This window comes from Streptosporangium heterodermiicola (assembly GCF_051390675.1).
Lineage (GTDB): Bacteria > Actinomycetota > Actinomycetes > Streptosporangiales > Streptosporangiaceae > Streptosporangium.
In genome coordinates, this window is the sequence record NZ_JBPJSR010000007.1 from 1 (window position 1) to 23,142 (window position 23,142).

Here is a 23,142-nt window from a genome sequence, read left to right on the forward strand (position 1 = left end):
GTACACCATCACCCAGACCCGGCCAACCAGCCAAGCAGAACTCCGGGGCGTTCGTTTTGTTTTATTCTGTTCTTTCGTTGTGCCTTTATTCTTTCAGGCTCGCTTTTTCGTGTCAAACCGACCCGATCCGGCTTACCTGTTTCAGAATTTCCAGCCTCCCCTTCCGGGGCAACCCGTCTAACTTACTTGATCGTCCGATTCGTGTCGAATCAGACCTCTTTGGGGACAAAGATCCCGTAAGGAGGAAGATCGTCAGAGAGGGTTCCGAGGCCCCGGCGTCACCGCCGTCTCCCTCGGGTCTGGTGAACTTTATGAACCACGAACCGCATCGTCAAATCAACCGCGCCACCCATGGGAAAACCGATTGCCCGGAGGGGCCGGCGGACCGCACGCTGACGTGGTGGTGATTCTTGAGGCTGTGGCGCTGGCGAAGAGGTTCGGTTCGGTGGCCGCCGTCCGGGAGGTGAGTCTCACCGTCGGCACGGGCCAGATCGTCGGGCTGCTCGGCCCCAACGGCGCGGGCAAGTCGACGACCCTGCACATGCTCCTCGGCCTGATCACGCCCGACAGCGGCAGCATCCACATGTTCGGCCTGGACCTCGCCAGGAACCGGACCGAGGTGCTCAGCCAGATCAACTTCGCCGCGAGCTACGTCGACCTCCCCGGTGTCCTGCACGTGCGCGAAGTGCTCGACACCTTCGCCCGGCTGTACGGCGTACGGAAACCCAGGGCCAGGGTGGAGGAGGTCGTCGAGCTGCTGGACCTCGGCCCGCTGCGCAGGCGCCGCGTGATGGAGCTCTCCTCCGGTCAGCGCACCCGCGTGCAACTGGCCAAGGCCCTGATCAACGAACCAAGCCTGCTCATCCTGGACGAACCCACCGCCAACCTCGACCCCGACGCCGGCGACCGGATCCGCCAGCTGCTCGTCCGGGTGGCCGCCGAGAGCGGGCGCGCGATGCTCATCACGTCCCACAACATGCAGGAGGTGGAGCGGATGTGTCACCGCGTCCATTTCATGTCCGAGGGCCGGATCGTGGCCAGCGGGAGCACCGCCGAGCTCACCGACGTCTACGGCGCCGAGGATCTGGAAGAGGTCTTCCTCAAGGTGGCCCGATCGGTGGCGCGATCATGACGATGACCCTCCCCCCGCTCGGCATGGCCGCGCGCAGGCGACGAATCAGCGGTGTGGTCTTCCGCGACCTGGCGGCGCTGCGCCGCAGCCCGGTCCGGATGTTCGAGATCGTCTTCTGGCCCACGATCGAGCTCTTCGTCTGGGGCTTCGTGACGCTGTTCCTGCAGTCGCAGCGCGTGCCGTTCGTCGCCGCCTTCCTCCTCGGCGCGGTCCTGCTGTGGCAGGTGCTCCAGAAGGCGAGCAACGAGATCTCGATAGCCTTCCTTGAGGACATCTGGAGCAGGAATTTACTGAACGTCCAGGTCAGCCCGCTCTCCAATGTCGAGTACGTGGTCGGGCTGATCGTGTTCTCGTTCGGCAAGGTCGTCTTCGCCATCGCGATCATGTCGGGGCTGGCGCTCGCCCTCTACGGTTTCGGCGTCACGAGCCTGGGCGCGGGGATGGTGCCGTTCATGGCGCTGCTGCTGGTGATGGGCTGGTCCCTCGGCCTGGTGGGGATCTGCGCGGTGCTGCGCTTCGGCGAGAACGCCCAGGTGATCGCCTGGTCGCTGGTCTTCGTGGTGCAGCCGCTGGCGGGCATCTTCTACCCCGTGGAGACGCTTCCCGGCCCTCTCCAGGCCATCGCGGCGTTCATGCCCGCGACCCACGTCTTCACGGGCATGCGGACCGTGCTGAACGGCGGCGCCGTGCCCTGGGAGAGCCTCGCCTGGGCGGCACTGCTGGACGTCGTCTACCTCGCCGCCACGCTCGGCCTGTTCGCGTGGGCGCTGCGCCACGCCCGCGTACGCGGACGGCTCTCCCGCTTCGGCGAGTGACGCGCCCCGGGGGAAGCCGCGGGAAGAGCCCTGAGGAGAGCGCGAGAAGAACGGCCGGGGACAAGAGCGCCGGGAGAACAAAGATCTCGCCGGGCGGTGACCATGATGTCGTGACGTGCGCGCTTCGGCGAAAGCGACTCCGGGGAAGGTAACGAGCAGGGGAGGGAGAGATCGGCGGGGGGCTCCCAGCATGTCGGGGACGTTGGCGAGGGTACGGCGAAAGGCACGCGAGGGGGCGAGGCGCGCGGCGCTCCGGCTGCTGCGGCTCCTCAACGCGAGGCGGGCGCGACGTGCCCCGGCACCCGACACCCGGACGGTCCGCTTCCTGCTGCAGCACGCGTACGGGATGGGCGGCACGATCAGGACGGTGCTCAACCTGGCGGGGCACCTGGCGCGCGAGCGTGACGTGGAGATCGTCAGCGTGATCCGGACGGCGAGGGAACCGTTCTTCCCCATCCCGCCGGGCGTGCGGGTGTCGTTCCTCGACGACAGGACCGGGCGGCGGGGTCCGGTGGCGCGGCTGCTGTCGCGGCTGCCGAGCGTCCTGGTCCCGAGGCAGGAGAGCATCCACCGGGCGGTCTCGCTCAGGACGGACCTGCTCATGGTGCGTTTCCTGCGGTCCATGCGCTCCGGTGTGCTGATCTCCACCCGGCCGGGGTTCAACCTGATCACCGCGTTGTTCGCGCCGCCGGGTGTCATCACCGTCGGCCAGGAGCACGTGGCCCTCGGCCTGCACGCCCCGGAGGTCGTCCGGCTCATCAAGCGGCGCTACGGCAGGCTGGACGCCTTCGTCACCCTCACCCGGACGGATCTGGAGCACTACCGCAGGGCGCTGCGGGCGCCCCCGGGACGGCTGCTGCGCATCCCGAACGCCGTGACCGCGCTGGCCGGTGACATCTCGGAGCTGGACGAGAAGGTGGTGATCGCCGTCGGCAGGGTGGTGCACGCCAAGGGCTTCGACCTGCTGGTCAAGGCGTGGAAGCCGGTGTCGGACGCGCATCCCGACTGGGTGCTGCGCCTCTACGGGCGCGGCAGGCCCGAGGCCGAGCGGAGGCTCCGCGACAGGATCGAGGAGGCCGGGCTGTCGGACACGATGCTGCTCATGGGCAGCTCGGCGGAGATCGGCGTGGAGCTGGCCAGGTCGTCCGTCCACGTCGTCAGCTCGCGCTACGAGGGGTTCAGCATGACGATCCTGGAGGCGATGAGCAAGGGCGTGCCGGTGGTGAGCTTCGACTGCCCGCACGGTCCCAAGGAGATGATCGTCCACGAGCACAACGGGCTGCTGGTACCGGCGAGGAGGCCGGCGGCGCTCGCGGAGGCGCTCAACCGGTTGATCGAGGACCGGGAGCTGCGCCGCGAGCTCGGCGGGAACGCCGTGCTCACGGCCTCCGGCTACGGTCTCGACAGCATCGGCGCCCGCTGGGACGCGCTCCTGGCGGAGCTCGGCGACGAGCGCCCCGCCGGTCACGGGCGCCGTCTCTCCGACCGGCCATGAGTCGTCTCTTCGACCGGCCGTACGTCATCTCTCCGGCCAGTTACGGGTCATCTCTCTGAACAGCGATAAGAGGATACGCACCCAGTTGGCGGATCAAACTCCGGTAATCTGCCGCTCGTCTTCAGGAGGTGGCAGGTGACCGGATCGGGCGCCTTTGCGGTACCGGGCTATGAGGTGTCCGGGGTGCTCGGCCAGGGCGGCTTCGGGATCGTCTACCGGGCCAGGCAGCTGGCGGTGGAGCGCGAGGTCGCGCTCAAGGTGGACAACCGGGTGCTGGTCTCCGAGCGGGACCGGCGCCGTTTCATGCGTGAGGTGACCTCGGCGGGCGCCCTCTCCGGTCACCCGCACGTCGCCCACGTCTACGACGCGGGGGTCCTGCCCGACGGCCGCCCGTACATGGTCCTGGAACTGTGTCCCGGCGGGTCGCTGCTGGACCGGATGCGGGCCGAGAAGCGGCTGCCACCGGCCGAGGTCGCCGACATCGGCATCCGGATCGCCGACGCGCTGTCGGCCGCGCACGCCGCCGGGGTGCTGCACCGCGACATCAAGCCCGCCAACATCCTGATCAACCGGTACGGCAACGTGGTGCTCTCCGACTTCGGGCTGGCCACCATGCCGTCCTCGGGCAGCGAGGCGTCGGTGACCCGGGAGTCCCTCACCCCGGCCTACGCCCCGCCCGAGGCGTTCGAGCTGACCGAACCCGCCGCCGCGGGCGACGTCTACTCCCTCGCCGCCACGCTGTACGCGCTGCTCTCCGGGCGCCCGCCGCGCTTCCCCGAGAGCGGCGTGGTCAACATCGCGGTCATCATGGCCCTGCACCGCCTGCCCGTCCCCGATATCCCGGGGGTGCCGCCGGAGCTGACCGCCGTGCTCAGGGAGGCGATGGCCACCGACCCGGCGCGGCGTACCCCTTCGGTGGCCGCGTTGCGCGACGCCCTCACGGACCTGCGCCTGGAGGGGGGCCGGCCGGTCCGCCGGCCCTCCACCCCGCGTCCTTCCCCTTCCCCGGCTCCGGACGCGGGCCCGGTTTCCGTGCCGCCGCCCCCGTACGCCAGGACGGAGGCCCCGTACGGCACGCCGGCGGCGCGGGGCGGGCAGGGCGGGGAGGTGGTGCGGTCGCACATGACGTCGCCGGGGCTGAAGGGGCTCTCCGGTACCCAGTCGCCCGCGACGGCCCCGGCGCACCCCTCCTCGTCGAACGTGCGGATCTTCGTCGCGGTGGCCGTGGCCTTCGCGATCCTGCTGATGGCCGGGGTCGGGCTCATGTACATCGAGAACCGGGACCAGACCCCGTCCACCGGGCAGCCGTCCGGCTCGCGGGCCCTCCAGAACTCCGGCGCCCTCCAGAACGGTGGCGGGGGCGGGAGCGCGGCCCCGGAGGCGGACGCGTCCGCGGCGGTTCCCGAGGTCGCCACGGTCACGGCCGCCTGCCCCGCCGCGGCGGTGGCGGGCGCGGGAGCCGCGTGCGTGGCGGAGCCCGAGTGCTGGGGCGGCCTCGTCTCGATCGCGGGCGACACCACGGCCAAGCGGATCGGCTGCGAGGAGTCCCACTCGTGGGAGACGTTCGCGATCGCCCCGCTGCCGCGGGACTCCCTCACCTACGATCTGGCGGCCCTGGAGAGGCATCCGACGGTGAAGAAGGTGTGCGCGGCGCGGATCATGCTCGCCTCCCGGTACGGCGACGCCCGCCGGGTGGGGCAGGCCAGGTGGCACAGCACGGTCCTGCCGCCCTCGAAGGAGCAGTTCCAGGGCGGCGCGCGGACCTATCGCTGCCTGGGCGGAGTCCTCGGCTCGGAGGCTCCGGGAACCCTGTTCCGCCACTGATCCCCAGGGGATCCGGGTATCCCGCGGCTCCGCGCCGGGTGCCGGACACCTCACGCTCCCGCCGGACGCGGGAACCTCGTGAGGACCGGCGGTTCGTGGATCCGTACCGTACCGGGGGCCTCTCCCCCGGGACCTCTTGGGGGCTTTGATCGGCGGTGGGTGCAGACTGGCATTCTTGGACACGACAAAGGAGTGTCAGAGATGACTCAGGCTCAGATCGGTGTGACAGGACTGGCCGTGATGGGGGCGAACCTCGCCCGCAACCTGGCCAGGCACGGACACTCGGTAGCGGTACACAACAGGTCCTCGCACAGGACCAAGGCACTGATCGAGGAACACGGGGACGAGGGAACCTTTGTCCCCTGCGAGACTCCCGAGGAGTTCGTCGCGGCGCTGGAACGGCCCCGGCGCATTCTGATCATGGTCAAGGCGGGTGCGCCGACCGACGCGGTGATCGAGGAGTTCGCCCCCCTGCTGGAGCCGGGCGACATGCTCGTGGACGGCGGGAACGCGCACTTCCTGGACACGCGCCGGCGCGAGGCCGCGCTGCGCGAGCGCGGCCTGCACTTCGTCGGCGCGGGGGTCTCCGGCGGCGAGGAGGGCGCGCTGCTCGGGCCGAGCATCATGCCCGGCGGCTCGCGGGAGTCGTACCAGGCGCTGGGCCCGCTGCTGGAGGACATCGCGGCGAAGGTGGACGGCGTGTCGTGCTGCACGCACATCGGCCCCGACGGCGCCGGGCACTTCGTGAAGATGGTGCACAACGGCATCGAGTACGCCGACATGCAGCTCATCGCCGAGGCCTACGACCTGCTCAGGCAGGGACTCGGCCGGACCCCGGCGGAGCTCGCGGACATCTTCGCGGAGTGGAACGAGGGCGAGCTCTCCTCGTACCTGATCGAGATCACCGCCGAGGTGTTGCGCCAGGTCGACGCGGCCACGGGCAAGCCGCTCGTCGACGTGATCGCCGACCGGGCGGAGCAGAAGGGCACCGGCCGGTGGACGGTGCAGATCGCGCTGGACCTGGGCGTTCCGGTGAGCGGCATCGCCGAGGCGGTGTTCGCCCGCTCCCTGTCCGGCCACGCGGACCTGCGCGCGGCCGCGCGCGGCCTGCCGGGCCCGTCGGGCGTGCCCGCGGGTGCCGTCGGCGAGGAGTTCGCCGAGGACGTGCGGCGGGCGCTGTACGCCTCGAAGATCGTCGCCTACGCCCAGGGGTTCGACCAGCTCAGGGTCGGCAGCTCCGAGTACGGCTGGGACCTCGACCTCGGCGCGCTGGCCACGATCTGGCGGGGCGGCTGCATCATCCGGGCCGTCTTCCTCGACCGCATCCGTGAGGCGTACGCGGCGCAGGACAAGCCGGTCACGCTGCTCGCGGCCCCCTACTTCGCCGACGCGCTCACCCTGGCTCAGGACTCGTGGCGGCGGGTGGTGTCGAAGGCCGCGGAGCTGGGCATCCCGGCGCCCGGCTTCTCGACCGCGCTGGCCTACTACGACGGGCTGCGCGCCGAGCGCCTGCCCGCCGCCCTGATCCAGGGCCAGCGTGACTTCTTCGGCGCGCACACCTACGAGCGGGTGGACCGCGAGGGCTCCTTCCACACCCTGTGGTCGGCCGACCGCACGGAGGTCGAGGGCTAGCTCGCGGGTCCCGCCCCGCTCCCTGTCCGGTGCCGCGTGTTCAGGGGAGTTCGGGGAGCAGGGCGAACGCGTGGTCGGCGGCGGCGACGGCCGACGGGTGGGTCCCGTCGGCCGTCGCCCCGCCGACCAGGGCCAGCCAGTTGCGCCGGGACAGCACCCGCTGCGTGGCGAGGACCTGGCCGGCGACGAGCAGCGCGGTGAGCTCGTCAGTGTCCTTGGCTAGCGCGGCGGCGAGAGCCTCCTCGTCGAGGGCCATGTAGTGGAGCACCCGGGCCGCGAGACCGGCCGTGGAGAAGACCATCCGGTGGTAGGCGAGCACCTCGGGGTGGTCGTTGAGCCCCGTCACGGGATCGCGACGGTCGAGCCCGTCCAGGAAGTGCCGGCGCAGCGCCGCCAGCGGCGTCTCGCCCGCCCCGCGCTCGCGGACGACCCGGGCCGCCTCCCCCTGGTGGTCGGAGATGCGGTGCAGGACGAGGTCCTCCTTGGTCGGGAAGTATTTGAACAGGGTCGGCTTGGAGACACCCGCCGCCGCCGCCACCTCCGCGACCGGCACCTCGTCGAACCCGCGCTCCAGGAAGAGCCCGATCGCCGCGGCCGAGATCGCCTCGTGGACCTGCCGCCTCTTGCGTTCCCGGAGTCCTGTCACCTTTCCAACCTAACAGAGGCGCAACCTGGTCAATATCTTGACTGGGTTAAGGTTTTTTGGGGACAGGCCGTTGGAGTGCGGGGCGGCCGTCCACCGGACGATCTCCGGACGACGAGCTCGCGACCCAAACGATCAGTTTCGTATTAAATGTACCTTTCGCCCGTTATTGTCATTCAATAATTCGCACTTTAATGCTGGAATTGGCTGGAATTCAGGGGAGGCTGGTGGAGCTCCTGTTACGCTCCGAGCCGTGAGTGATCCACTGGACGCGCTGGAACGGCGAATAGCCGACCTCCGCGCCGAGGTGCGACGGGCGGTCAAGGCGAGGGAGAACTCGCTCGCCCGGTCGCTGCGCGGGGATCTGCGCAGGGCCGAGCAGGCGTGGGACGCGGCGGTGGCCTCCGAGGTCCCGGCGCCGCCCCACGAGCCCGAGACCTCGCTGCTGCCCATCAGGGAGCAGGTGCACCAGGCACTGACCCTGCTGGGCGTGCCGACCCCGGCCAAGCTGATCGTGGCGGTGAACGACGCCTTCTTCTCCCGCGAGCTGCGCGGCTCCCAGCTGACCAGCCTGCGGCGCGACGAGGAGCGCTCGTTCCGCGGCGATCCCTACGCCAGGCCGTACTACCTGTGCGCCGCGCTGACCGACCGCCTCTCCCCCGCCCGGGGGCTGCTCGCCGACAGCACGTGGCCGCCCGAGCTGCGGGTGCTGGGACCGCTGAGCCCGCGCGTCGACTTCCTCACCTCGGCGGTGCGCGTCGCCGAGCAGCTGACCCGGCTGACGGAGCCGCCCACGGGGGCGGTGCGGCTGCTGTCGCGGATGGCGCAGAACATCCCGGGGGCCGTCGAGGGGTTCGCCCCGGCCGACCCGGCGACCGCGATCCACGCGGCTCGGGCCGAGCTGGAGGTCCACCTGGCCGCCGACTCCGCGCAGCGGGCCGAGGTGGCGGCACGGGCGACGAGGCAACTACCGGACGTGGAGCGCCTGTTCGGCGCCACCGCGATGAACACCTTGAGGGGGGCCTGTTGAAGACCAGGCTGAACGGGGAGACCTGCTCATGACCAAGCTCAGGGAGAGGCCCTCCCCGAAAAGGCTTGACGAGCTGCGCGGGCCGATGCCGCCCCACCCGCACGACGCGCGGGCCATCGCGGCGCTCGCCGCCAACCCCGGCTGCGCGCGCCGGGCGCTGATGGACGCCGCGGGTGTCGACAAGGACCTCACGGCCCGGCACATGGGCTTCCCGGCGCCGTTCGGCCAGTCCCAGTTCGCGATCAGCCGTGGAAACGTGTTCGAGGCGCTGGTGAAGGAGAACGGCTGCGCCGAGCTGCTGCGGCTGCTGCGCGAGCTGCTCGGCCTCGCCGTCGCCCAGGTCGGCTACCGGGACGTGGAGAGCGTCGGCTCCCACCTGCGCCACTCGCACACCCGGGCGCTGATCGACCGCGCGGCGCGCGAGGACGACGGGACCGCGGTGTTCTACGACCACCCGCTGTTCAGCCTGGAGATCGCCGGGCACACCTCCTACCTGGAGCCGGACGTGGTGGCCTTCCAGATCGGGGGGCGTTTCCACATCGTCGAGATCAAGTCGTTCAGCATGATCGACGGTCAGGCCGAGCCGGACAAGGTCGCGGCGGCGGCGCGGCAGGCCGCGGTCTACGTCCTGGCGCTGCGCACGCTCATGGCCGACCTCGGCCACGACCCGCGGCGCGTCTCCCACGACGTGGTCCTCGTCTGCCCGGAGAACTTCGCCAACCGCCCGACGGCGGCGCTGATCGACGTGCGCAAGCACCTCTCGGTCCTCACCCGCCAGCTCGCCCGGATGACCAGGGTCGAGCACCTGCTGGAGGGCCTGCCCGGCGACCTCACCTTCGACCTGGCCCCCGGCGAGGACGGCGTGCCGACCCGCTCGGCGGAGGAGCTGGCCCAGGCGCTGCTCCAGGTGCCCGCCCGCTACGCGCCCGACTGCCTGTCCACCTGCGACATGTGCATGTTCTGCCGTCACGAGGCGCGCGCCTGCGGGTCCAGCGACCTGCTCGGGCGCCAGGTACGCGACCAGCTGGGCGGCGTCTCCGGCATGGACGAGGCGCTCGGCCTGGCCGAGGGCACCCGCGAACCGGCCGAGGGCCAGGAAGAGATCGCCCGCCTGCTCCGGCTGGCGAACCGGCTGCGCGAGGAGTCGCTGCGGTGAGGACGGGCACACCGGCCGCACTCACCGCGGGGGGAACCGGCGCACCGGCCGCACGGGGCGTCACCGCGACGAGGACCGGCGTACAAGACGTCACCACGGCGCGGACCGGCGCACCGGCCGCACGGGACGTCACCGCGACGGGGACGGGCGTACGAGACGCCGCCTCGACGGGGACCGGCGTACCGGGCCCGGCCGGGGGCCCGGGGCGGACGGAGGGCGGCAGGTGAGCACGCTGACGGCGCTGGCGCAGCTGAGGGCCGTCAGGGACGGCGTCGCGCAGCGGATCACCACGGTCCGGCACTGTCACGTCTCCGCCCAGCCGATGGTGCTCATCCCGCTCAAGCTCGCGGGCGAGGCCGGCGCGCCGCTGGCCGCCATGGTGGGCACCGACCCGGGTCACCCCCGGCTGCTCGTCGTCCCCCAGCCCCGCAACCGGGACCTGCGGTTCGCCTTCGCCGCCGGGCTGGCCGAGGTGCTGCTGCCGTACATCGAGGGGTTCGAGAAGAGCACAGAGACGGTCGAGCGCAGGGGCGGCGAGCCGTACGAGCGGTGCCTGGACGCGCCGCAGATCCTGGTGCCGAACCGGCCGGCGGCCTCGTTCGCCGCGCTGCTCGGCCGGTCCACCCGGTTCCGCCGGGCCGACGGCCCCTGGCCGGTGCATCCCTCGGTGCCGCTGCTCGGCCGGTGGCTGACCTACTTCGGCGACCGGTCGCGGCAGCCGGGCTCCTCGGTGCTGCTCGCGGCCACCGAGGCGCTGGGCCTGCACTGGGCGACCGGGCAGAGCAACCTGGAGGACGCCAACCTGGCGGCGCTGCTGGGGTGGATCAACCCGCCGCCGGGGATGTCCGGGCGCCGGGCGGCCGAGGAGGCCGAGGATCCGCTGCTCTGGCCCCCGGCCGGTCCCGCGACCGACCCCGGTTTCGACAACGAGGTGCTCGGCCCCGCGATACGCGCCTACGAGGAGGCGCCGACCGATCGCGCCGTCGACCGGATCGGCCAGGCGCTGCGTACCCAGCTCGAACCCACCTGGCGGCTGATGTGGCGGAGCGTGGACCTGCTGCGCTCCCTGCCCGAGGGGTCGCGGGTGAAGGACCGCTGGGAGATCGACCGCGGGTCGTTCACCCGGTTCGTCGAGCGGATCGCCGAGGGCGGGCCGCCCCAGGCGCGCAGGGACGGAGCGGTCGGCGCCGCCGCGCGGCTGGCGGGGCTGGAGCGGGCGCGGGCGAGCTACGACGTGCAGCGGGCCCACGACGACCCGCTGCTCATGGCCGAGTACCGGCTGAGCGGCGAGGCCTTCGCCGGGACGGTGACGGCCGCCGACCCCGAGCACAGCGAGGGCGAGGGCCGCTCGCGCAAGCTCCGGCCCCTGATCACGGTGAGGACCGGCGACCCGGTGCGGCTCGCCCCTGGCACCACGGTCGGCAGTCCCGACCGGCGCGGCCACGCCGCCGAGATCGTCGAGATCGCGGACGACGAGATCACCCTCAAGGTCACCAAGGGGATGGGGCGGGGCAGGACACCGGCCCCCGGCTCGGTGCCCGAGCCGGGCGAGCGGGTCTCGTACACCTCGCTGACCGACGACTTCCAGTCGTCGGCGGCGCTGCCCGACCCGGAGCAGACGCCGTGGACCCACGGCGGCCCCCCGCAGGAGTACGAGCCCAGCGACGACGACGCGCAGGAGGAATGGCTTTGAGCGCTCACCGGACCCCGTTCCGCCGCGCGGTGTCCCGTCCCGCCACGCGCACTTCCCGCGCGGCTGACCGCGACGCGTACGCTTTCGGCGCGGCGGGCCGTGGCGGGGGTGCGGCATGACGACCCCGCAGCGGGAGGCGGCGGCCGTGGTGGCCGCCGTACTGGCCGATCTGCCGCGCCACCGCGGCGTGGTCGTGGACTCGCCGCCGGGCGCGGGCAAGTCCACGCTGGTGGTGAAGGCCGCGGGGCACATCGCGGAGACCGGTGAGCCGCTGATGATCGTCGCCCAGACCAACGAGCAGGTCGACGACCTGGTGGAACGGCTCGCGGCCGAGCACCCCGACCTGCCGATCGGCCGCCTGTCGGCGAGCGGCTACATCACGCCCGGCCGCATCCTCGCCCGCCCCAACGTCTCGGTCGCGGGCAAGCTGCCCGACCTGGGGGATCCGGCCGTGGTGGTCGCCACCGCCGACAAGTGGGCCTGGATCGGCGACCGTACCTGGCCGTGGGCCATCGTCGACGAGGCGTACCAGATGCGCTCGGACAAGCTGCTGCGCATCGCCTCGCTGTTCGAGCGGGCGCTGTTCGTGGGCGACCCCGGCCAGCTCGACCCGTTCTCGATCGTGGACGGCGACCGCTGGGCGGGCCTGTCGTGGGACCCGGTGCAGAGCGCGGTCTCGGTGCTGCTGCGGCACAACCCCGACCTGCCGGTGCACCGGCTGCCGGTCTCCTGGCGGCTGCCCGCGTCGGCGGCGCCGGTGGTCTCCGAGGCGTTCTACCCGTTCACCGGCTTCCGCGCGGGGACGGGCCCGGACGACCGGTCGCTGGAGTTCACCGTGAACGGCATGCGCACCTCCCACGACCGGGCGCTGGAGGAGGCGGCCGTGTCGGGCTGGGCGCTGTACGAGCTGCCGAGCCGCCACACGGTGCGCACCGACGCGGAGGCCGTGGCGGCGACCGCGACCCTGGCGACGCGGCTGCTCCAGCGGGGCCCGGTCGCGCACTCCGAGCGCGGCAGCCACCCCGTCACGGCCGACCGGATCGCCATCGGCGCCGCGCACCGCGACCAGGTCGCCGCGATCAGGGCCGCCGGGGTGCCGCCGGAGATCACGGTGGACACCGCCAACCGCCTGCAGGGCCGGGAGTACGACGTGACGATCGTGCTCCACCCGCTCTCCGGGCGCCGCGACGCCACCGCGTTCCACCTGGAGTCGGGGCGGCTGTGCGTGCTCACCTCCCGGCACCGCCACGCCTGCGTCGTGGTGGCCAGGGCGGGCATTCCCGAACTCCTGGACGCCCATCCGTCGTCCGAGCCGGTCCAGCTCGGCGTGCCGGTGAAGTTCCCCGACGGCTGGGAGGCCAACCAGGCGGTGCTGGCCCACCTCTCCAAGCACCGGGTGACCCCGGACTGACGGCCCGGCGGGCGCTCACCCCGAGGTGGCCGCCGGGTGGGTGTGGGCGACCGCAGGCGCTTCGGGGTGCGCCCTGATCCAGGCGATGCGCTCCCTGCTCTCGTCGTCCACGGGCAGGTAGACGACCACCCGCGTCTCCGGGGGCGACGACAGCGCCATGCTGGTGGAGGTGGTGCGGATCTGCCCGACGGCGGAGTGGTGGAAGAGCTTCAGCCGGTTTCCCGGCCTGGCCACGTCGTGGGTGGCCCACATCCGCGCGAACTCGGGGCTGGCCGCCGACAGGTCGCGGACGAACTCGGTCCAGGCGGGCTCCCCCAGGTGCCGCCCGAACCCGGCGCGCAGGGTGGCGACCATCTGGGGCAGCTCCCCGGCCCGGTCGACGACCACGCTGCAGCAATCCCGCGTGACGAAGAGCTGCCAGATGGCGTTGCGGGTCGCGACCGGCTGGGTGGCGACGTTGGGGAACAGGGAGGCATACGCCTCGTTCCAGGCCATCAGGTCGTAGCGGCCGTTGTAGACGCCCGCGGGAAGCGGGTCGAGCCGGTCGAGGATGACCTGGACCTCGGGTTCGAGGGAGCCGCAGGTGTCGGACTCGGACACGGCGGGCATGTCGGCGAGCCGGTAGAGGTGCTCGCGTTCGGCCCGGTCCAGCCCGAGGGTGCGGGAGACGGCGTCGAGCACCTGCACGCTGGCGTTGATCGGCCGCCCCTGCTCCAGCCAGGTGTACCAGGTCACGCCTACCCCGGCGAGCAGGGCGACCTCCTCGCGGCGCAGGCCGGGGGTGCGGCGGCGCAGCCCCGGCGGCAGGCCCACGGCCTCGGGAGTGATGCGCTCGCGGCGGCTGCGCAGGAACGCCCCCAGCTCGGCGCGGCGGGTGGCCGGTCCGGTCCCCCGCGCGGTGTCCGGTGTGCCCCGCCGCTCGCCGTCCGGTGTTCTCTCCGGGATCGCGAGGGGCGCGTAAGGCGCGGGAGTCGCCGGGATCGTCGTCACCCCTCCATGCTGGCCGACGGGCGCGCGGGCTGCCAGGTGCTGTGAGTACCAGGATCGGCAGGCTCTCGTTACTCGTATCCGCCCTGTCCCACAGTCTTCCCCATGACCGTTACATCGGCTCCGGCCGTCCGTACCTCCACCTCCTGGTTGCTGGCGGTGATCCTGGCCGGGCAGTTCATGGCCATCCTTGACGTCTCCATCGTCAACGTCGCCTCCCCCGTGATCCGTGCCGACCTCGGCACGTCGGGGTCGGGCCTGCAAATGATCGTCTCCGGCTACACCATCGCCTACGCCATGTTGCTGATCACCGGTGCCCGGCTGGGCGGCCGCCACGGCGGGCGCCGCCTGTTCCTGTACGGCCTGGCGGGCTTCACCGCCGCGTCCCTCGCCTGCGGGCTGGCCGTCTCCGCCGGGCAGCTGATCGCCTTCAGGTTCCTCCAGGGCGCGGGAGCCGCCCTGATGGTGCCCCAGGTGCTGAGCATGATCCAGGCGAACTTCACGGGAGCCTCCAGGGCCCGCGCGCTCAGCCTGTACGCCACGGTGATCTCGGGGGCCGCCGTGGTGGGTCAGGTGCTGGGCGGCCTGCTGGTCTCCGCGGACCTGTTCGGCACCTCGTGGCGGCCGGTGTTCCTGGTGAACGTGCCGATCGGGCTCGGCCTGCTCGTGCTGGGCGCGCGGCTGCTGCCGCCCGGCGGCCCGTCGCGCCACCGCCCCCTGGACCTGCCCGGCCTGGTCACGCTCTCGCTGGCGGTCAGCCTCCTGGTGGTCCCGCTGGTACTGGGGCACGAGCAGGACTGGCCGCTGTGGGGGTGGGTCGCCATCGCGGCGAGCGTGGCGCTGGCGGGGGTCTTCGTACTGGTCGAGCGGAGGGCCGCCGCGCCGCTGGTGCCCGCGCGGGTGGTCCGGGCACCGGGGGTGGTCCCGTCGGCACTGGCGATCTTCGGGGCGATGGCGACCTACGGCGGGTTCCTGCTCACCATCGCCCTGCACCTGCAGGGGGCGCTGGGAGACAGCCCGCTGGCGGCGGGCCTGGCGTTCGTCCCGGGCGCGGCGGGTTTCGCCGTCGCCAGCCTCAACTGGCGCCGCGTCCCCGAGCGCCTGCACCGCCGCATGATCGTCACTTCCTTCGGCGTGGCCGGGCTCGGCTACCTGCTCCTGGCGCTGGCGCTGGGCGGCGGGGGGCACGGCCAGCCGCTCCTGACGGTGGCGTTCGCGGTGATAGGGCTGGGTCTCGGCGGGGCGTTCAGCCCGGTGCTCGCGGTGGGACTGGCCCAGGCCGCCCCCGAGGACGCGCCCGACGTCAGCGGGCTGTTCGTGATGGTGACCCAGCTCGGCCAGGTCGTGGGGGTGGCCACGTTCGGCACGCTCTATCTGGACGGAGGGTCGGTGATCGGCACCGGCGTGGCCCTGGCGGCGACGATCGTGCTCACCGGGGTGTGCGCGCTGCCGCTGCTGCGCCGCTGAGATCTTCCCGCGGTCCCGTACGACTCCTCGTACGGGACCGCGGGAAGTCTCGTACGGCGGAGGTCAGATCGTGCGCCGCCAGACGTCGATGGCCAGCACCTGGCGCATGCCCACCGAGAGGTAGAGGTCGAGGGCGGGCGTGCTGTTGTTGGCGTCGACGTGGAGGTAGGTGCCGACCCGCCCCCGGCGGGCGTCGTCGGCGAACGCCCCGCGCAGCATGAACCGGCCCAGGCCCCGGCCCCTGAAGGCGGGGAGCACGGCCAGCTGGCGTACGTAGCCGGAGTTCTCGTCGCCGAGAAAGGCGTTGGTGCCCAGCAGCATCGCCACGGGCTCGCCGTCGAGACGGGCGACCGCCAGCTGCGCCCAGTCGGTGTTGACCGAGGAGTCCAGCTCCTCGTACCACTCGTCGTAGTCCTTCGGGGTGAACCCGAAGTGCTCGGCGAAACCGGCCTGCTGCACGGCGTGGCCCTGGCGGCGCACCTCCTCGGTGAGCCCGTGGTGCACCGTCGTCCCGGCCGGGAGCTCGGGCCGGGGCACCGTCCCCTCGTGGTCGGCGCGGAGCCGGATGAAGCTGGTGGCGGCGGCGAAGCCGCGGGCCGCGGCGATGGCGCGCTTGCCGCTGTCCTCCCGGTAGAGGCCGATGTCCACCACGGCCCGGTCGTGGCCGAGCTCGGCGGTGATCCGCCTGGCCCGCTCGGTCACGGTGTCCCAGAGCGGGCCGGTCAGGTCCGGGGTGGCGGGGTGCACGACGACGTCGACGTCGACGTTGTCGCTGCCGCCCTTGCGGCAGGCCCACGCCCACGCGACCAGCCGCCCGGTCTCGTCGTGGACGAGCCAGCCGTCGGACTCCGTGTCGAAGGAGGAGTCGTTCAGCTGGTCGGCGACGTCGTCCAGGGTCATGTCGGCCTTGCCGATCACCTGGGTGTCACAGAGCGAGATCAGCTCGTGGATCTCGCGGGCGTCGTCGGCCAGCGGCCGCCGGGTGACGTACCCGGCGGTGGCGGGAATGGTTGTCTTCATGTCCCCAGCCTGACGGGGACGGCTTGGGGATCGCTGGGGCGGGACTTGGGACCCGGCGACCGGCCGGGTCCCGAGTCCCGACGAGGCGGCCGGCCGGGCACCGGGACCGGGGCCGGCCCTCGAAGCAGGCCGGCCCGTGGGCCGGGCACCCGGACCGGGGCCCGGGTGCCCGAAGCCGGTCGGGCGGTCAGGTCAGTCGAGCACCGGGACCGGGGTCTTGGCCTCCTCGGACGCCTCGGGCCCGCCGCGCAGCGGGATCTCCTTGATGAAGGCCGCCAGCAGCGGCACCAGGACGGCGAACAGGATCGCCCACCAGAAGACGCCGGAGATGGACTCGGCCAGCGACTCCAGGAACCCGACCCGCACGTTGGCGGGCAGCTCGTGCAGCGCGGCCGGGTCGAACTGGGCACCGCCGGAGGCGAGCTGCCCGCCCGCGGCGCCCAGCTTGCTCTCCAGGCTTGAGGTGAGGTGGTTGTTGAAGACCGCGCCGAACAGCGAGACGCCGAACGAGCCGCCGATGGAACGGAAGAAGGTCGAGGCGCTGCTGGCGACGCCGAGGTCCTTCTGCTCGACGCTGTTCTGGGCGATCAGCATGGTGGTCTGCATCAGGAAGCCCATGCCGAGGCCGAGCACCGCGATGAACACGCCGGTCTGCCAGGCGGGGGTGTCGACGCCCATCGTGGAGAGCAGCCACATGCCGAACGCCATGCCCACGCCGCCGAGGATCGGATAGATCTTGTACTTGCCGGTCTGGGTGATGGCGCGGCCGACGAAGAGCGAGACCACCATGGCCGCGCCCATCATCGGGAGCAGCAGCAGGCCGGAGTTGGTGGCACTCGCCCCCTGGACGGTCTGCTGGAACAGCGGCAGGAAGTTGATCGCGCCGAACATGGCGAAGCCGAGCAGGAAGCCCACGCCCGAGATCAGGCTGAAGTTGCGGTCGCGGAAGACGTTGAGCGGCATGATGGGCTCGGCCACGCGACGCTCCACCAGGACGAACAGCGCCAGCGTGACGACGGCGAGCCCCGCGAGGCCGAGGATCTGCCGCGATCCCCACGCGTAGTCGTTGCCGCCCCAGGTGGTGATGAGGACCAGCGCGGTGATGCCGACCGAGAGCAGGGCCGCGCCCAGCCAGTCGATGCGGTGCTCGGTGCGGAGTCTGGGCAGCTGCAGCTTGACGGCGAGCAGGGCCAGGGCGACGAACCCGATGGGCAGGTTCACGTAGAAGGCCCAGCGCCAGTCGAGGTGGTCGGTGATGAACCCGCCGACGAGCGGGCCCGCGATCATGGCGAGCGACATCACGGCGGCCATGATGCCCTGGTACTGGCCGCGCTCGCGGGGCGGGACGAGGTCACCGATGATCGCCATGGCGTTCACCATCAGGCCCCCGGCCCCCAGGCCCTGGAGCGCGCGGAAGGCGATGAGCTGCGTCATGCCGTTGGAGGGTCCGCCGAGCATCTCGGAACCGGCCATGCCGCAGAGCGCGGAGCCGACCATGAAGATGACGATGGAGGCGAGGAAGATGCTCTTCCTGCCGTACAGGTCACCGATCTTGCCCCAGATGGGGGTCGAGACCGTGGTGCCGAGCACGTAGGCGGTCACCACCCAGGACAGGTGGGTCAGCCCCCCGAGCTCACCGACGATGCGAGGCAGCGCGGTGCTGACGATCATGTTGTCGAGCATGGCCAGGACCATCGCGAGCATCAGGCCCGGCAACACCACCATGACCTCGCGACGCCGCGCGGGCGCGGCCGCGGTCTCCTTCACTTTCTTGCCCCCTGTTTTGTGATCTTACTTACTTGCCGACCGGCTAGCGTCGGATATGCTGGAATTCAAACCGCTTACTTGCCGGCCGTCAAGTTAATTTCTCGGTAAGGGAACCATGAGGGAACACGCCGACACACGGACGCGCATCCAGGAGATCGCCCTGAAGCTCTTCACCGAGCAGGGCTACGAGGCCACCTCGCTCCGCGAGATCGCGGAGGCCCTCGGCGTGACCAAGGCGGCACTTTACTATCACTTCAAAACGAAGGACGACATCATCGCCAGCCTGGCGGAGGACCGGGTGAGGTCGATCGAGGCGCTGGTCACCTGGGCCAGAGACCGGCCCCGCACCGACGAGACGCGCGAGGAGCTGGTCCGCCGCTACTCCCACGACCTGTACCGGGGCAGGCACCGCGAGGTCATGCGGTTCTTCGAGCGCAACCAGACCTCGCTCAAGAACCATCCGACGATGGAGAAGACCCGCGAGCGGATGTTCGAGCTGCTGTCCTTCCTCGTCGACCCGGAGGATCCGCTGCCCACCCAGCTGAGGCACTCGATGGCCCTGTTCGCGCTGCACGCCTCGCTGTTCATGCTCAGGGACGACTCGATCACCGACGAGGAGCGCCAGGCCGCCGCCCTGGAGGTCGCGCTCGACCTCGCCCGGCGGTGAGCGTCCTCATCGACCCGCCCAACTGGCCGGGTCCTCGCGGCCTGCTCTGGTCACACCTGGTCAGCGACAGCTCGACCGGGGAGCTGCACGCCTTCGCGGAGCTGCTCGGCGTGCCGCGCCGGGCGTTCGACCGCGACCACTACGACGTTCCCGAGACCGTCTACGAGCGGGCCGTCGCGCTGGGCGCCGAGGCCGTCTCCTCGCGCGAGCTCGTCACCCGGCTCATCGCCTCCGGCCTCCGCCGTCGCAAGGTCCGCCCGGGGGCCGACGGCCCTCGCATGGATCCCGGCACCGCGGGCATGGCATCCCTTTGACGACATCACCGCACGTCAACAGAGGAGACGACATGCTGAACGGCAAGACGATCGCGTTCCTCGTGGCTCCGGAGGGCATCGAGCAGGTCGAGCTCACCGAGCCCTGGCAGGCCGTCAAGCAGGCGGGGGGAACGCCCAGGCTCATCTCCACCGAGCAGGGCCGGGTCCAGGGGTTCAACCACCTCGACAGGGCCGACACCTTCCCGGTGGACGCGACGGTCGAGGAGGTGTCGGCCGCCGACTTCGACGGGCTGGTGCTGCCCGGCGGCGTCGCCAACCCCGACTTCCTGCGGACCGTGCCCGAGGCCGTCGGCTTCGCGAAGGGGTTCTTCGACGCGGGCAAGCCGGTCGCGGCCATCTGCCACGCGCCCTGGACCCTGATCGAGGCGGACGTCGTACGCGGCCGCAAGGTCACGTCCTGGCCGAGTCTGCGGACCGACCTGCGCAACGCCGGGGCGACCTGGGAGGACCACGAGGTCGTGATCTGCGCCTCGGGCCCGAACACGCTGATCACCAGCCGCAAGCCCGACGACCTCAAGGCCTTCTGCCAGGCCGCGATGGACGCCTTCTCGGGCTGACGGCCCCGTATCACCGAAGCCGGGCGGGGGTCTCAGACCCCCGCCCGGCGGCCGTTCCGCGCCGGGACGGGGACGGCGCCAGGCCGCGCTCTCGTACGAGGACGCGTCCCGGGCATCGGCGAGCCGGTGACCGCGAGCCGCGAGCCGCGAGCCGCGAGCCGCGAGCCGCGAGAAAAATATCCGCACATTCAATCCCCTGTCGCGTAGGCGGTACTTTGCCGTCTGTTGCCGTATTCCAGGGACACGATCACCCGACTCCGATTAGGAGGGGTCACCCAGGGCAAGGCTTCTACACATCACTGCGAAAGGAGGGGACCGTGGAGGCCACGATCGCGTTGCGTCTGCCGCGTGACGCCGCGAGTGTTCCCGTGATCAGGCAACTTCTCGACTCCTCACTCCAGGCCCTGGGTGTTGTGTCGCAGATTCGCGAGGACATCCAGCTCATGCTCTCGGAGGCGTGTTCCAACGTCATCCAGCACGCCACGCCCAGTGACGACTACATGGTCAGCACCGAGCTGTCCAGGGACCGCTGCGTGATCAAGGTGGTGGACGCCGGCAACGGCTTCGACTTCTCGGGGGCCACGTCCCCCTCCCCCACCTCCGAACACGGCCGGGGGCTGCTGATCATGCAGGCCCTGGCCGACGACATCCGGTTCGTCAAGAGGCAGGAGCGAGGCTCGATCGTCTGCCTGGAGAAGGCCCTGCGCTTCGTCGAGGACGCCCCCGGCCTCTCACTGCTCCTCAACGAGGAACTTGAGCTCCAGGAGGGCGTCCCTGAAGTAGTCGGTGACGGTCCACACGTCGGGGACCATCTCCCTGCAGGCGATCACGCCAACGTCAAGTGAGCCGTCGTAGGAGAAGACCGTGATGTTGATGCCACCGCTGGCGTCGGTCACCACGGAGACGGGGTGGTACGCGAGCAGCCTGGCGCCGCTCACGTAGAGGGGGAGCTGCGGGCCGGGCACGTTGGAGATGACCACGTTGATCGGGCCCGCGCTGCCGGCGAACAGGTTGAAGGCCGCGCGGGAGGCCAGGCCGGTCAGCGCGGAGGGCATCATGTCGCTGAGCTGCTGGAGCCAGCGCGCCGGGGCGAGCGACGAGCGGTCCTTGATCAGGCGCATGGCGTCCCGTACCGCCAGCAGCCGTTCCACCGGGTCGGCGATCTGCGTCGCCAGGGTGGTGATCATGATGCTGACCTGGTTGCCCGCGCTCTGGTCGCCGGGGACGCGCAGCGAGAACGGCACCCCCGCGACGAGGGGCTGCTCGGGCAGCGCGTCGTGCTTGAGCAGCCACTGGCGCAGCGCGCCGGCGCACAGGGACATCACCACGTCGTTCACCGTGACGCCGAAGGCGTTCTTGACCAGCTTGACGTCCTCCAGCGGCAGGGTGGTGTAGGCGAACCGCCGGTGCGCGCTGATCCTGCCGCTGAAGGGCGTGCGCGGCACGGTCATGCGGGGCATCGCGGGCACCTCGGCGGCCCCCGACCCGGACAGGTAGGTGGCCAGGTCCCTGGTGAGCCGCGAGACCAGTCCCGCCCCGGGCACCTGGGAGACCAGCGGGATCTCGTCGAGGTGCGGGACCGCGTTGATCAGGAACCGGATCGTGTTGGCCGGGTTGACGACGGCCTTGGCCAGCCCCCTGACGACCATCTCCGTCGAGTCGATCTCCTCCTCGGGCTCGGCCGCGGGCGCCAGCCGGACCTCCTCCGGCTCGGGTGAGGTGTCCAGCAGGCTGGCCAGCACGTCGGCACCGGTGACGCCGTCGACCGCGGCGTGGTGGACCTTCATGTAGAGGGCCGTACGGTCGCCGCGGAGGCCGTGGATCAGGTACATCTCCCAGAGCGGGCGGCGCCGGTCGAGGCGGCGGGCGTGCAGCCTGGCCACCTGCTCGCCCAGCTGCTTGTCGCTGCCCGGCTTGGGCAGCGCGATCTCGCGCACGTGGTAGTCGAGGTCGATCCTGGAGTCCTCGGTCCAGTACGGGTGGTCCAGGCCGAACGGGACGAAGGCGAGCCTCATCCGGAAGGGCGCGGCCAGGTGGAGCCGGTGGGCCAGCAGCGACACCAGATCGGCGCGCGACAGGCCGCCGGCCAGGATCGCGAGCCCCCCGATGTTCGCGACGTTCGTCGAGGTCTCGAAATTCAGGAACTGCGTGTCCACCGCGCTGAGTTGCCGCACCGTCTACCTCCGGGATGTCGTCCTTCCATCCTGCTCCCGTGAGGTCGCCAGAGCCAACGCGGCCAGCGCCACGAGGACGACCACGGACACAAGAATCAACGACAGCGGGATGAGCGCGAGCACGACGACGATGGTCATGACCTCGTTGATCAACTGCAGCACCGGAGAGCTGTGCCCTGATTACCGGGTCGTTACACCGCATTCCAGCGACAGAGCTTCAGCGCGAGATGGAGTTCTAACCTGTGGGTTCCGTTCTTGAGGTTGCGGCCGGCCAGCTGCTCGATTCTGGCGAGGCGGTAATAGAGGCTGGTGCGGTGCAGGTGCAGCTGCCTGGCGGTCTCCTGCGCGTCTCCCCCGCTGTCCAGGTAGGTCTCCAGGGTGGTGAGGAGCGCCGGGTGCTCGCGCAGCGTGTCGAGCGGGCCGCCCGCGCCCGGCCGGCCGGTGAGCGGCTCGGCGAGCAGCCGGTAGACGCCCAGGTCGGGCCAGTGGGCGACCGGCCGCAGCGCGCGTTCCGCCGCGGCGGCCCTGGCGGCGGTGAGCGCCTCCTCGTGCGCCCGTACGGCCGACTCCAGCCCCGGGTGCGTCGCGCTGACCCCCGCGCCCACCCGGATCCTGGCGGCCAGCCGCTCGCCCAGCGCGGCCGCGTCCTCGCCGCGGTTCAGCAGCAGCACGGCGTGGCGGTCCAGGATCGTGAAGGCCGGCGGGCGGCGCACCCTGGCCAGCTCGTCGCCGACCGCCTCGCGCAGGCCGTCGGGGTCGCCCCGCAGCGCCAGGATCCGCAGCGGCCCCTCGCCGAGCACGCCCGCCGCGCGCCGCACGCCGATCTCGCCGGTGAGCAGCTGGCTCAGGGTGTGGGAGCTGCCGCCGTCGTCGAGCAGGGCGGCGATCGCGGCGGCGTCGCGCACGGCCCTGTCCCGCTCCTGCGGGCTCAGCGGGCCGTTCCCCTCGATGATCCACAGGTAGCCGACGCGGCGGTCCTGGTGGAGCAGGGGCACGCAGAGCCGGGCCGCCATCCCCAGGTCAGGATTTCTCGGGACGCGCACCGGGTCGCGGGTCGCGGCCACCCCGTGCGACTCCTGCCAGGCGCTCACCTCGGCGGGAACGGACCGCGAGAGGATGGCCTGGGCCCTGACCTGATCGACCTCCCCGTGGTGGGCGCTGTGCGCGACGACGCGCCCCTCCAGGTCGTCCACGGACATGCCCCTGCCGATCGCCACGGCGAGCGATTCGAGCAGATCCTGGACGTCGTCCGCTATCACGGTCCAATCCTACAGATGTAGGAAGTATCTCCGGCGCCGGAACGATGACTCGATCTGGCGTGGGCCGTAGCGTCGCAC

Annotated in this window: 21 protein-coding genes; 14 read left to right on the forward strand and 7 right to left on the reverse strand. The window is 71.5% G+C overall.

The annotated features are described in order from the left end of the window. Positions 1-400: 400 nt before the first annotated feature. The 5 genes from ACSC1Q_RS16680 (at position 401) to gnd (ending at position 6,898) form a co-directional block, all read left to right on the forward strand. Positions 401-1,132, forward strand: coding sequence for an ABC transporter ATP-binding protein (locus tag ACSC1Q_RS16680; RefSeq protein WP_436759617.1), 732 nt, complete (start codon positions 401-403; stop codon positions 1,130-1,132). Beyond that, a complete protein-coding gene (locus ACSC1Q_RS16685) occupies positions 1,129-1,947 on the forward strand; it encodes an ABC transporter permease (RefSeq protein ID WP_436759618.1) in 819 nt (272 codons plus the stop codon). Before ACSC1Q_RS16680 ends, ACSC1Q_RS16685 begins: the two co-directional genes overlap by 4 nt. Before the next feature lie 190 nt (positions 1,948-2,137). Next, positions 2,138-3,442 (forward strand): glycosyltransferase family 4 protein, encoded by a 1,305-nt coding sequence (locus ACSC1Q_RS16690; protein WP_436759619.1) that lies wholly within the window; start codon positions 2,138-2,140, stop codon positions 3,440-3,442. A gap of 135 nt (positions 3,443-3,577) precedes the next feature. Beyond that, entirely contained in the window at positions 3,578-5,266 is a 1,689-nt protein-coding gene (locus ACSC1Q_RS16695; protein ID WP_436759620.1) for a serine/threonine-protein kinase, read from the forward strand. A 201-nt stretch (positions 5,267-5,467) separates the two neighbouring features. Then, positions 5,468-6,898, forward strand: coding sequence for an NADP-dependent phosphogluconate dehydrogenase (gnd, locus tag ACSC1Q_RS16700; RefSeq protein WP_436759621.1), 1,431 nt, complete (start codon positions 5,468-5,470; stop codon positions 6,896-6,898). A 40-nt stretch (positions 6,899-6,938) separates the two neighbouring features. Here the strand turns inward: gnd and ACSC1Q_RS16705 are convergent, their stop codons facing one another. Further along, entirely contained in the window at positions 6,939-7,544 is a 606-nt protein-coding gene (locus ACSC1Q_RS16705; protein WP_436759622.1) for a TetR/AcrR family transcriptional regulator, read from the reverse strand. A 250-nt stretch (positions 7,545-7,794) separates the two neighbouring features. On the opposite strand from ACSC1Q_RS16705, the gene ACSC1Q_RS16710 reads away from it, so the two are divergent. The 4 genes from ACSC1Q_RS16710 to ACSC1Q_RS16725 all read left to right on the forward strand — a co-directional run bounded on the left by ACSC1Q_RS16710 (position 7,795) and on the right by ACSC1Q_RS16725 (position 12,831). Then, positions 7,795-8,571: a hypothetical protein gene (locus ACSC1Q_RS16710; protein ID WP_436759623.1), complete on the forward strand. Its 777-nt coding sequence runs from the start codon at positions 7,795-7,797 to the stop codon at positions 8,569-8,571. 28 nt (positions 8,572-8,599) lie between these two features. Then, a complete protein-coding gene (locus ACSC1Q_RS16715) occupies positions 8,600-9,727 on the forward strand; it encodes a hypothetical protein (RefSeq protein WP_436759624.1) in 1,128 nt (375 codons plus the stop codon). A gap of 223 nt (positions 9,728-9,950) precedes the next feature. Continuing rightward, a complete protein-coding gene (locus ACSC1Q_RS16720) occupies positions 9,951-11,420 on the forward strand; it encodes a hypothetical protein (protein WP_436759625.1) in 1,470 nt (489 codons plus the stop codon). Positions 11,421-11,535: 115 nt separating this feature from the next. Continuing rightward, positions 11,536-12,831 (forward strand): AAA family ATPase, encoded by a 1,296-nt coding sequence (locus ACSC1Q_RS16725; protein ID WP_436759626.1) that lies wholly within the window; start codon positions 11,536-11,538, stop codon positions 12,829-12,831. A gap of 15 nt (positions 12,832-12,846) precedes the next feature. On the opposite strand, the gene ACSC1Q_RS16730 is transcribed toward ACSC1Q_RS16725, so the two are convergent. Then, positions 12,847-13,821, reverse strand: a complete 975-nt coding sequence (locus ACSC1Q_RS16730; RefSeq protein WP_436759627.1) for a helix-turn-helix transcriptional regulator — start codon at positions 13,819-13,821, stop codon at positions 12,847-12,849. Positions 13,822-13,923: 102 nt separating this feature from the next. Between ACSC1Q_RS16730 and ACSC1Q_RS16735 the strand changes: the two genes are divergently transcribed. Continuing rightward, complete coding sequence (locus tag ACSC1Q_RS16735) at positions 13,924-15,285, forward strand: MFS transporter (RefSeq protein WP_436759628.1); 1,362 nt, start codon at positions 13,924-13,926, stop codon at positions 15,283-15,285. Positions 15,286-15,348: 63 nt separating this feature from the next. Here ACSC1Q_RS16735 and ACSC1Q_RS16740 read toward each other — a convergent pair whose 3' ends face one another. Together ACSC1Q_RS16740 and ACSC1Q_RS16745 are read right to left on the reverse strand one after the other, a co-directional pair. Further along, positions 15,349-16,305, reverse strand: a complete 957-nt coding sequence (locus ACSC1Q_RS16740; RefSeq protein WP_436759629.1) for a GNAT family N-acetyltransferase — start codon at positions 16,303-16,305, stop codon at positions 15,349-15,351. 192 nt (positions 16,306-16,497) lie between these two features. Beyond that, on the reverse strand, positions 16,498-18,072 hold the full coding sequence (locus ACSC1Q_RS16745; protein WP_436759630.1) for an MDR family MFS transporter: 1,575 nt from the start codon (positions 18,070-18,072) through the stop codon (positions 16,498-16,500). A 115-nt stretch (positions 18,073-18,187) separates the two neighbouring features. Here ACSC1Q_RS16745 and ACSC1Q_RS16750 point away from each other — a divergent pair, with 115 nt between their 5' ends. The 4 genes from ACSC1Q_RS16750 (at position 18,188) to ACSC1Q_RS16765 (ending at position 20,476) form a co-directional block, all read left to right on the forward strand. Further along, positions 18,188-18,739, forward strand: coding sequence for a TetR/AcrR family transcriptional regulator (locus ACSC1Q_RS16750; RefSeq protein ID WP_436759631.1), 552 nt, complete (start codon positions 18,188-18,190; stop codon positions 18,737-18,739). Next, entirely contained in the window at positions 18,736-19,053 is a 318-nt protein-coding gene (locus ACSC1Q_RS16755) for a DUF4031 domain-containing protein (RefSeq protein ID WP_436759632.1), read from the forward strand. Before ACSC1Q_RS16750 ends, ACSC1Q_RS16755 begins: the two co-directional genes overlap by 4 nt. A 32-nt stretch (positions 19,054-19,085) precedes the next feature. Continuing rightward, the gene (locus ACSC1Q_RS16760) at positions 19,086-19,631 is read left to right on the forward strand and encodes a type 1 glutamine amidotransferase domain-containing protein (RefSeq protein WP_436759633.1); all 546 of its coding nucleotides are present in this window, start codon (positions 19,086-19,088) and stop codon (positions 19,629-19,631) included. 317 nt (positions 19,632-19,948) lie between these two features. Then, complete coding sequence (locus ACSC1Q_RS16765; RefSeq protein WP_436759634.1) at positions 19,949-20,476, forward strand: ATP-binding protein; 528 nt, start codon at positions 19,949-19,951, stop codon at positions 20,474-20,476. Here the strand turns inward: ACSC1Q_RS16765 and ACSC1Q_RS16770 are convergent. The 3 genes from ACSC1Q_RS16770 to ACSC1Q_RS16780 are packed head-to-tail and all read right to left on the reverse strand — an operon-like array spanning position 20,363 to position 23,064. Next, on the reverse strand, positions 20,363-21,805 hold the full coding sequence (locus ACSC1Q_RS16770) for a WS/DGAT/MGAT family O-acyltransferase (protein WP_436759635.1): 1,443 nt from the start codon (positions 21,803-21,805) through the stop codon (positions 20,363-20,365). The two genes, ACSC1Q_RS16765 and ACSC1Q_RS16770, sit on opposite strands and share 114 nt — an antisense overlap. 3 nt (positions 21,806-21,808) lie before the next feature. Beyond that, on the reverse strand, positions 21,809-21,967 hold the full coding sequence (locus tag ACSC1Q_RS16775) for a hypothetical protein (protein WP_436759636.1): 159 nt from the start codon (positions 21,965-21,967) through the stop codon (positions 21,809-21,811). A gap of 29 nt (positions 21,968-21,996) precedes the next feature. Then, on the reverse strand, positions 21,997-23,064 hold the full coding sequence (locus tag ACSC1Q_RS16780) for a PucR family transcriptional regulator (protein ID WP_436759637.1): 1,068 nt from the start codon (positions 23,062-23,064) through the stop codon (positions 21,997-21,999). Between the last annotated feature and the right edge of the window lie 78 nt (positions 23,065-23,142).

Bases quoted from the DNA above. Each gene is read 5' to 3' on its own strand.
- ACSC1Q_RS16750 (WP_436759631.1), top strand. From the start codon at position 18,188: ATGAGGGAACACGCCGACACACGGACGCGCATCCAGGAGATCGCCCTG.
- ACSC1Q_RS16725 (WP_436759626.1), top strand. From the start codon at position 11,536: ATGACGACCCCGCAGCGGGAGGCGGCGGCCGTGGTGGCCGCCGTACTG.
- ACSC1Q_RS16715 (WP_436759624.1), top strand. From the start codon at position 8,600: ATGACCAAGCTCAGGGAGAGGCCCTCCCCGAAAAGGCTTGACGAGCTG.
- ACSC1Q_RS16740 (WP_436759629.1), bottom strand. From the start codon at position 16,305: ATGAAGACAACCATTCCCGCCACCGCCGGGTACGTCACCCGGCGGCCG.
- ACSC1Q_RS16690 (WP_436759619.1), top strand. From the start codon at position 2,138: ATGTCGGGGACGTTGGCGAGGGTACGGCGAAAGGCACGCGAGGGGGCG.
- gnd (WP_436759621.1), top strand. From the start codon at position 5,468: ATGACTCAGGCTCAGATCGGTGTGACAGGACTGGCCGTGATGGGGGCG.
- ACSC1Q_RS16760 (WP_436759633.1), top strand. From the start codon at position 19,086: ATGCTGAACGGCAAGACGATCGCGTTCCTCGTGGCTCCGGAGGGCATC.
- ACSC1Q_RS16685 (WP_436759618.1), top strand. From the start codon at position 1,129: ATGACGATGACCCTCCCCCCGCTCGGCATGGCCGCGCGCAGGCGACGA.
- ACSC1Q_RS16735 (WP_436759628.1), top strand. From the start codon at position 13,924: ATGACCGTTACATCGGCTCCGGCCGTCCGTACCTCCACCTCCTGGTTG.